Consider the following 7,845-nt stretch of genomic DNA (forward strand, 5'->3'; position numbering starts at 1 on the left):
CGAGCCCGCCGTGCGGCGCGCGCATCTCGGCCCCGGCAGCGCGGACGGCACCCTCGCGCTCGTACTGGACGACGCGGCGCCGCCCGCCGAAGCGGCCCGCAGGATCGCCGAGGCGCTGGCCGCCGACGAGGTGCTCAGGGCCCGGCTGGTGCGCGGCCTGGATCTGGCCCTGCTGCCGCCGGAAGCGGCACCGCCGGGCGAGCCCCTGTACGTACGGCCGTAAAGAACCGACGCTCAGCCGTCAGCCGTCAGCCGTCAGCCGTCAGCCGTCAGCCGTCAGCCGTCAGCCGTCAGCCGGCTCAGCCGTAGACCGGCCCGGTGTACTTCTCGCCGGGGCCCTGGCCGATCTCGTCCGGTACGACCGACGCCTCGCGGAACGCCAGCTGGAGCGACTTCAGACCGTCCCGCAGCGGCGCCGCGTGGAACGAGCTGATCTCCGTCGTGCTCGCGTCCATCAGCCCGGCCAGCGCCATGATCAGCTTGCGCGCCTCGTCGAGGTCCTTGTGTTCCTCACCCTCCTCGGTGAGCCCGAGCTTCACCGCGGCGGCGCTCATCAGATTGACCGCGACGGTGACGATCACCTCGACGGCGGGCACCTCCGCGATGTCGCGGGTCATGGCGTCGAAGTCGGGGGATGCCGTGGGCTCCGAGGAGTCCTGGGGAGAGGTAGCGTCGCTCATGCCCCACACCCTAGGGCGTATCGCTCGAACAGCCTCCCGTGCCGCCGGTTAGCTCCCGCGGGGGAGAGGTGCTAACCTGGAGTGACGACCGGCTGGACATCTGTATGTCCGGCCCACAAGTGGAGGCTCCGATCTCCCACCTGACCGCCCTTACCGGGCGGCGGGTCACCGGTCAGGTGGCGCCCATCGTTCCGTACGGACGATGGAGCCGCCCGATACGCCCCGCGGTAGACGCGGCGGTGTTCCGGTATTCACGGAGCTGCCGCCTGTGTCCCGTCCGGGGCATTTTTGTTGTCCCGCCACGGTTGGTCTGACGAAACAGACGTTACGCGGCTGTCTGCCAGGCAGTCGTGTGGTGCTACCGAGGAGGATCCATCAGCGCCGAGCCCCGCATCAACGACCGGATTCGCGTTCCCGAGGTGCGACTGGTCGGTCCCAGTGGCGAGCAGGTCGGCATCGTGCCGCTTGCCAAGGCCCTGGAACTTGCACAGGAGTACGACCTGGACCTGGTCGAGGTCGCGGCGACAGCCCGTCCGCCCGTGTGCAAGCTCATGGACTACGGGAAGTTCAAGTACGAGTCGGCCATGAAGGCCCGTGAGGCGCGCAAGAACCAGGCGCACACGGTCATCAAGGAGATGAAGCTCCGGCCGAAGATCGACCCGCACGACTATGACACCAAGAAGGGTCACGTCGTCCGGTTCCTCAAGCAGGGTGACAAGGTCAAGATCACGATCATGTTCCGTGGTCGCGAGCAGTCCAGGCCGGAACTCGGCTTCCGACTGCTGCAGCGGCTCGCTTCGGACGTCGAGGACCTCGGGTTCATCGAGTCGAACCCGAAGCAGGACGGCCGAAACATGATCATGGTTCTCGGCCCGCACAAGAAGAAGACCGAGGCCATGGCCGAGGCACGCGAGGCGCAGGCCGCCCGCAAGGCCGAACGCCAGGGCTACGCGCCCGACGAGCATGTCGACGAGTCCCCGGACGCCGCCGAAGCTCGCGCCGAAGCCCAGGCCGAGGCACCTTCCGAAGCGTGATCCGTGGGCGCCAACCAGGCGCCCTGGACCGCGGTCCGGACATCCCCATCACCATTGAGAAGGCGTCTCGTGCCTGCCGGCCCGTCCGGACCGGCAGGGGGCGCCAATGACGAGGAGAGAACGGCGTCATGCCGAAGAACAAGACCCACAGCGGTGCAAAGAAGCGTTTCCGCGTCACCGGCTCCGGCAAGATCCTGCGCCAGCGCGCCGGCCGCCGCCACTACCTGGAGCACAAGCCCTCGACCCTGACGCGCCGCCTCGCCGGCACCGTCGAGCTCGCCCCGGGAGACGCCGCCAAGGCGAAGAAGCTTCTCGGCATCTAGGGCGTGCCCTAGGCCAGTACAGGGCACACCCGCCGACCTGCGGGGGCCATGCCGTTCTCGGGTCACGTCCCACCGTGACCCAGCTACTAGGAGTTAACAAGTGGCACGCGTCAAGCGCGCAGTCAACGCCCACAAGAAGCGCCGGGCAATCCTTGAGGCAGCCAGCGGTTACCGCGGCCAGCGCTCACGTCTGTACCGGAAGGCGAAGGAGCAGGTCACCCACTCCCTCGTCTACAACTACAACGACCGCAAGAAGCGCAAGGGCGACTTCCGTCAGCTGTGGATCCAGCGCATCAACGCCGCTGCCCGCGCCAACGGCATCACCTACAACCGCTTCATCCAGGGTCTGAAGGCCGCCAACGTCGAGGTGGACCGCAAGATCCTCGCCGAGCTGGCCGTCAACGACACGAACGCGTTCGCCGCGCTCGTCGAGGTCGCCCAGAAGGCGCTTCCGAGCGACGTCAACGCGCCCAAGGCCGCGGCCTGACCGCGCTCGCGCACCCAGCACAGCCACCGGACCCGCAGGCGGAGAGCCTGCGGGTCCGGTGCGTTCCCCGGCCCGTCCGGTAGCCGTCACCCCGCAGCCGTCACCCGGCAGCCGTCACCCCGTCGAACGTCCGCCCCGCCAGAAGTGAGAGCCGCCGCATCATGGGCACCCCCACCCCCGAGCTGATCTCCCCGCGCTCAGCGCGCGTCACGGCGGCCCGCAGGCTCGCCAAGCGGGCCTTCCGCGGCAAGGAGCGCCGGTTCATCGCCGAGGGGCCGCAGGCCGTGCGGGAGGCGGTCGCCCACCGCCCGGCCGGCGGCGAGCCCACGCTCGTGGAGCTGTTCGCGACGGCCGAGGCCGCCGAGCGGTACGCCGAGATCGTCCGGGCGGCCCGGGACACCGGCGCCCGGGTGCACCTCGCGGCCGACGCCGTGCTGGACGACCTGTCCCAGACGGTCAGCCCGCAGGGCCTGCTCGGGGTCTGCCGCTTCCTCGACACCCCGTTCGAGGACGTCGTACGGGCCAGGCCCCGGCTCGTGGCCGTTCTCGCGCACGTACGCGACCCGGGCAACGCCGGTACGGTGCTGCGCTGCGCGGACGCGGCGGGAGCCGACGCCGTCGTCCTGACCGACGCGTCCGTCGACCTCTACAACCCCAAGTCGGTGAGGGCGTCGGCCGGTTCGCTCTTCCATCTGCCGGTGGCTGTCGGCGTTCCCGTCGAGGAGGCCGTCCAGGGGCTGCGGGATGCGGGCGCCCGGATCCTGGCCGCCGACGGTGCGGGTCACAGCGATCTGGACGACGAGCTGGACGCGGGACGGATGGGCGCCCCGACCGCGTGGGTGTTCGGCAACGAGGCGTGGGGGCTGCCGGACGAGACGCGCGCGCTCGCCGACGCCGTGGTGCGCGTCCCGATCCACGGAAGGGCCGAGAGTCTGAACCTCGCGACCGCCGCCGCCGTATGTCTTTACGCCTCCGCCCGTGCCCAGCGCAAGACAGCTCCCTAGGCCGGACGGCGCCTAGTACTGTTGCGCCTTCGAAGAAGCCCGACCACAGCCCGACCGCTGCCCGACCGCGGCCCGGGACAAGCCCCACAGCAGCTCCACAGCAGTCCGACAGATGCCCGATCCGCTGATCCGGAAGGGGATACGACGTGCCGGCCATCGACCCCGACGATCTCCCCGACGGCCTTGTCGTCGCCGACGAGACAGGCAAGGTGATCAGCTTCAACGCGGCAGCGGCCCGTATCACCGCCTTACCGTGCGCCGAGGCGATCGGCCGCCCGCTGGAGCGGGCGCTGCCGCTGGAGGACCTGAAGGGCCGCCGCTGGTGGTCGCTGACCGATCCGTACGGCGGGCTCGCCATCCGGTCGGGCCAGCCCGAATGCAACCTGCTGCTGCCCGGCGGCCGTGAGGTCCTCGTCTCGGTCCGCTACGTCCGTACGCACCCCACGGGACCCGTCCGCAGGCTCGTCGTCTGCATCCGCGGCACCGAGGCGCGACGGCGTACCGAACTGAGCCATGCCGAGCTGATCGCCACCGTCGCGCACGAGCTGCGCTCGCCGCTGACCTCGGTGAAAGGCTTCACCGCGACGCTGCTCGCCAAGTGGGAGCGGTTCACCGACGACCAGAAGCGGCTGATGCTGGAGACGGTCGACGCCGACGCCAACCGGGTGACCCGGCTGATCGCCGAACTGCTCGACATCTCCCGGATCGACTCCGGCCGGCTTGAGGTGCGCCGCCAGCCGGTCGACATGGCCGCGGCCGTCGGCCGCCACGTACAGGCGCACACCGCGTCGGGCCAGGCGCCGGACCGGTTCCTCGTCCGGATGCGGCAGCCGCTGCCCGATCTGTGGGCCGATCCCGACAAGATCGACCAGATCCTCGGCAACCTGCTGGAAAACGCGGTGCGCCACGGCGAGGGAACCGTCACCATCGAGGTGGGCCCCGCGCCCCTCGACCCGACCGCCGACCCGGCGGAAAGCACGACCACTACGGAGATGGGAACGGCTGTCACGGTGTGCGACGAAGGCCCCGGCATCCCCGAGGAGTCGATGAGCCGCGTCTTCACCCGCTTCTGGCGCGGCAGCAAACGCGGCGGCACGGGCCTCGGCCTGTACATCGTCAAGGGGATCGTCGAGGCGCACGGCGGGACGATCACCGTGGGACGCGGCCCCGGCGGCGGCGCCGAGTTCCGATTTATCCTGCCCGTCGGCGCTCCGGCCTATCTGACCTGAGCACGCCCACGGGCTTCGTCACTCCGTACGACCTTTAGACTCGACCTTTGGCGCTTTCGCGTCCTCTGCGAGCAGGGTCGTTTCGCCAGCCAACCGGAAGCACGGGAAGAGATGTCGGCACCCAACAAGTCGTACGACCCAGTCGAGGTCGAGGCACTGAAACCGCAAGAGATCGACCGGATGCGGGACGAGGCGCTCGCCGCCTTCGCCGCAGCGGGCGATCTCGAAGCGCTCGGTCACGCGAAGACCGCGCACACCTCGGGCACCTCACCGCTCGCACTCGCCAACCGGGAGATCGGCGCGCTGCCGCCCCAGGCCAAGGCCGAGGCCGGCAAGCGGGTCGGCCAGGCGCGCGGCGCCGTCAGCAAGGCGCTCGCCGCCCGGCAGAGCGAGCTGGAGGCCGAGCGCGACGCCCGGGTCCTGGTCGAGGAGGCGGTGGACGTCACACTGCCCTACGACCGGGTACCGGCAGGCGCCCGGCATCCGCTGACCACCTTCATGGAGCGCGTCGCCGACGTCTTCGTCGCCATGGGCTACGAGGTCGCCGAAGGGCCCGAGGTCGAGGCGGAGTGGTTCAACTTCGACGCGCTCAACTTCGTCCCCGACCACCCGGCCCGGCAGATGCAGGACACGTTCTTCGTCCAGGGCCCCGCGGGCACCGAGGGCGACGAGTCGGGGGTCGTGCTGCGCACGCACACCTCACCCGTCCAGGCGCGCACCCTGCTCGACCGGGAGCCGCCGGTCTACGTCGTCTGCCCCGGGCGGGTCTACCGCACGGACGAGCTGGACGCCACGCACACCCCGGTCTTCCACCAGATCGAGCTGCTGGCCGTCGACGAGGGCCTGACCATGGCCGACCTCAAGGGCACCCTCGACCACATGGTCCAGGCGCTCTTCGGGCCCGAGGTGACGACCCGGCTGCGGCCGAACTACTTCCCGTTCACCGAGCCGTCCGCCGAGATGGACATGGTCTGCTACGTCTGCCACGGCGACTCCGTCGGCAACCCCGACCGGCCCTGCCGCACCTGCGGCAGCGAGGGCTGGATCGAGCTGGGCGGCTGCGGCATGGTCAACCCCAAGGTGCTCGTCGCCTGCGGTGTCGACCCCAAGAAGTACAGCGGATTCGCCTTCGGGTTCGGCATCGAACGGATGCTGATGTTCCGCCACAACGTCGAAGACATGCGAGACATGGTCGAGGGTGACGTCCGGTTCACCCGGCCGTTCGGGATGGAGATCTGATGCGCGTCCCGCTTTCCTGGCTGCGGGAGTACGTCGACCTGCCGGCGACGGAGACCGGCCGTGACGTACAGACGCGGCTCGTCTCCGCAGGGCTCGAGGTCGAGGCGGTCGAGCAGCTCGGCGCCGGACTCAAGGGCCCGCTCGTCGTCGGCAAGGTGCTCACCATCGAGGAGCTGGAGGGCTTCAAGAAGCCCATCAGGTTCTGCACCGTCGACGTCGGCACCGCCAACGGCACGGGCGAGCCGCAGGAGATCGTCTGCGGCGCCCGTAACTTCGCCGTCGGCGACAAGGTCGTCGTGGTCCTGCCGGGCGCCGTGCTGCCCGGCGACTTCGCCATCTCGGCGCGCAAGACGTACGGCAGGACGTCGCACGGCATGATCTGCTCCAGCGACGAGCTGGACATGGGCGACGACGGCACGCACGGCATCATCGTGCTGTCGCCCGAGCACGAGGTCGGCTCCGACGCCATCGCGCTCCTGGAGCTGGTGGACGAGGTCCTCGACATCGCCGTCACGCCCGACCGCGGCTACTGCCTCTCGCTGCGCGGCATCGCCCGCGAGACCGCCATCGCGTACGGGCTGCCGCTGCGCGACCCGGCGCTCATCGACGTACCGGCGCCCAGCGCGTCCGGCTACCCGGCGAAGGTCTCCGACCCGATGGGCTGCGACCGGCTCACGCTCCGCACGGTCACCGGGCTCAACCCCGAGGCGCAGTCCCCGATCTGGATGCGGCGCAGGCTGCAGAAGGCCGGGATGCGGCCCATCTCGCTCGCCGTCGACATCACCAACTACGTGATGCTGGAGATCGGCCAGCCGCTGCACGCCTACGACCGCTCCCGGCTCGAAGGGCCGATCGGGGTGCGCCGCGCGCAGCCCGGCGAGCGGATCACCACCCTCGACGACACCGAGCGGGCGCTCGACCCGCAGGACCTGGTCATCACCGACGACCGGGGCCCCATCGGGCTCGCCGGGGTGATGGGCGGCGCCCACACGGAGATCGCCGACGGCGGCACCGACGGCGACAGCGGTGAGGCGCACGGCACGACCGACGTCGTCATCGAGGCGGCGCACTTCGACGCGATCTCCATCGCCCGTACCGCCCGCAGGCACAAGCTGTCCTCCGAGGCGTCCAAGCGCTTCGAGCGCGGCTCCGACCCGCAGGCGACCGCCGCCGCGGCGCAGCGGACCGTCGATCTGCTGGTGCTGCTCGGCGGCGGCTCGGCCGAGGCCGGTGTCACCGAGGTCATCGCACCGTCGGCGCCGCACACGATCAGCATGCCGGCCGGTCACCCCGACCGCGTCGCGGGTGTCACGTACGGCAGGGAGACCGTCGTACGGCGGCTCCAGGAGATCGGCTGCGACGTCTACGGGCAGGACGAACTCGTCGTGACCGTGCCGTCCTGGCGGCCCGACCTCGACGCGCCCAACGACCTCGCCGAAGAGGTCATCCGGCTGGAGGGGTACGAGAACCTGCCCTCCACGCTGCCCACCCCGCCGGCGGGCCGCGGCCTCACCGAGCGGCAGCGGCTGCACCGCCGCGTCGGCCGCGCCCTCGCGGGCGCCGGCTATGTCGAGGCGCTGAGCTACCCGTTCATCGGCGACGCCGTACTCGACCAGCTCGGACTGCCGGCCGACGACGCGCGCCGCCGTACGGTCAAGCTGGTCAACCCGCTCTCCGACGAGGAGCCCGCGCTGCGCACGACGCTGCTGCCCGGACTCCTCGGGGCGCTGCGCCGCAACGACGGCCGTGGCTCGCACGACCTGGCGCTGTTCGAGACAGGTCCGGTGTTCCGGCCGACCGGCGACGAGACGGTGCCGGTCCGGCTACCCGTCGACCGGCGGCCGACCGA

The 7,845-nt window shown here is 70.7% G+C and carries 8 protein-coding genes and 1 pseudogene; 8 read left to right on the forward strand and 1 reads right to left on the reverse strand.

Annotated features, from left to right (window positions below; all coding sequences use genetic code 11):
* A pseudogene (locus HY68_RS22085) lies at nt 1–223 on the forward strand (SseB family protein); the annotation flags it as partial.
* Nucleotides 224–299: 76 nt separating this feature from the next.
* On the opposite strand, the gene HY68_RS22090 reads toward HY68_RS22085, so the two are convergent.
* Nucleotides 300–680, reverse strand: coding sequence for a DUF1844 domain-containing protein (locus HY68_RS22090; RefSeq protein WP_041991461.1), 381 nt, complete (start codon nt 678–680; stop codon nt 300–302).
* A 350-nt stretch (nt 681–1,030) separates the two neighbouring features.
* Here HY68_RS22090 and infC point away from each other — a divergent pair, with 350 nt between their 5' ends.
* The 7 genes from infC to pheT form a co-directional block, all read left to right on the forward strand.
* Nucleotides 1,031–1,714, forward strand: a complete 684-nt coding sequence (gene infC / locus HY68_RS22095) for a translation initiation factor IF-3 (protein WP_078863721.1) — start codon at nt 1,031–1,033, stop codon at nt 1,712–1,714.
* A gap of 128 nt (nt 1,715–1,842) precedes the next feature.
* Complete coding sequence (rpmI, locus tag HY68_RS22100; RefSeq protein ID WP_041991465.1) at nt 1,843–2,037, forward strand: 50S ribosomal protein L35; 195 nt, start codon at nt 1,843–1,845, stop codon at nt 2,035–2,037.
* Nucleotides 2,038–2,137: 100 nt separating this feature from the next.
* Nucleotides 2,138–2,524 carry a 50S ribosomal protein L20 gene (gene rplT / locus HY68_RS22105; RefSeq protein WP_041991468.1) on the forward strand — a complete coding sequence of 129 codons (387 nt, stop codon included), beginning with the start codon at nt 2,138–2,140 and terminating at the stop codon, nt 2,522–2,524.
* A gap of 161 nt (nt 2,525–2,685) precedes the next feature.
* The gene (locus tag HY68_RS22110; protein ID WP_041991470.1) at nt 2,686–3,528 is read left to right on the forward strand and encodes an RNA methyltransferase; all 843 of its coding nucleotides are present in this window, start codon (nt 2,686–2,688) and stop codon (nt 3,526–3,528) included.
* 146 nt (nt 3,529–3,674) lie between these two features.
* A complete protein-coding gene (locus HY68_RS22115; protein WP_041991472.1) occupies nt 3,675–4,757 on the forward strand; it encodes an ATP-binding protein in 1,083 nt (360 codons plus the stop codon).
* Between the two features lie 111 nt (nt 4,758–4,868).
* On the forward strand, nt 4,869–5,996 hold the full coding sequence (gene pheS, locus HY68_RS22120; RefSeq protein ID WP_041991474.1) for a phenylalanine--tRNA ligase subunit alpha: 1,128 nt from the start codon (nt 4,869–4,871) through the stop codon (nt 5,994–5,996).
* A partial coding sequence (gene pheT, locus HY68_RS22125; RefSeq protein ID WP_041991476.1) for a phenylalanine--tRNA ligase subunit beta occupies nt 5,996–7,845 on the forward strand: 1,850 nt, incomplete at its 3' end. The genes pheS and pheT, both read left to right, overlap by 1 nt.

It is taken from the genome of Streptomyces sp. AcH 505 (assembly GCF_000818175.1).
Taxonomy (GTDB): domain Bacteria; phylum Actinomycetota; class Actinomycetes; order Streptomycetales; family Streptomycetaceae; genus Streptomyces.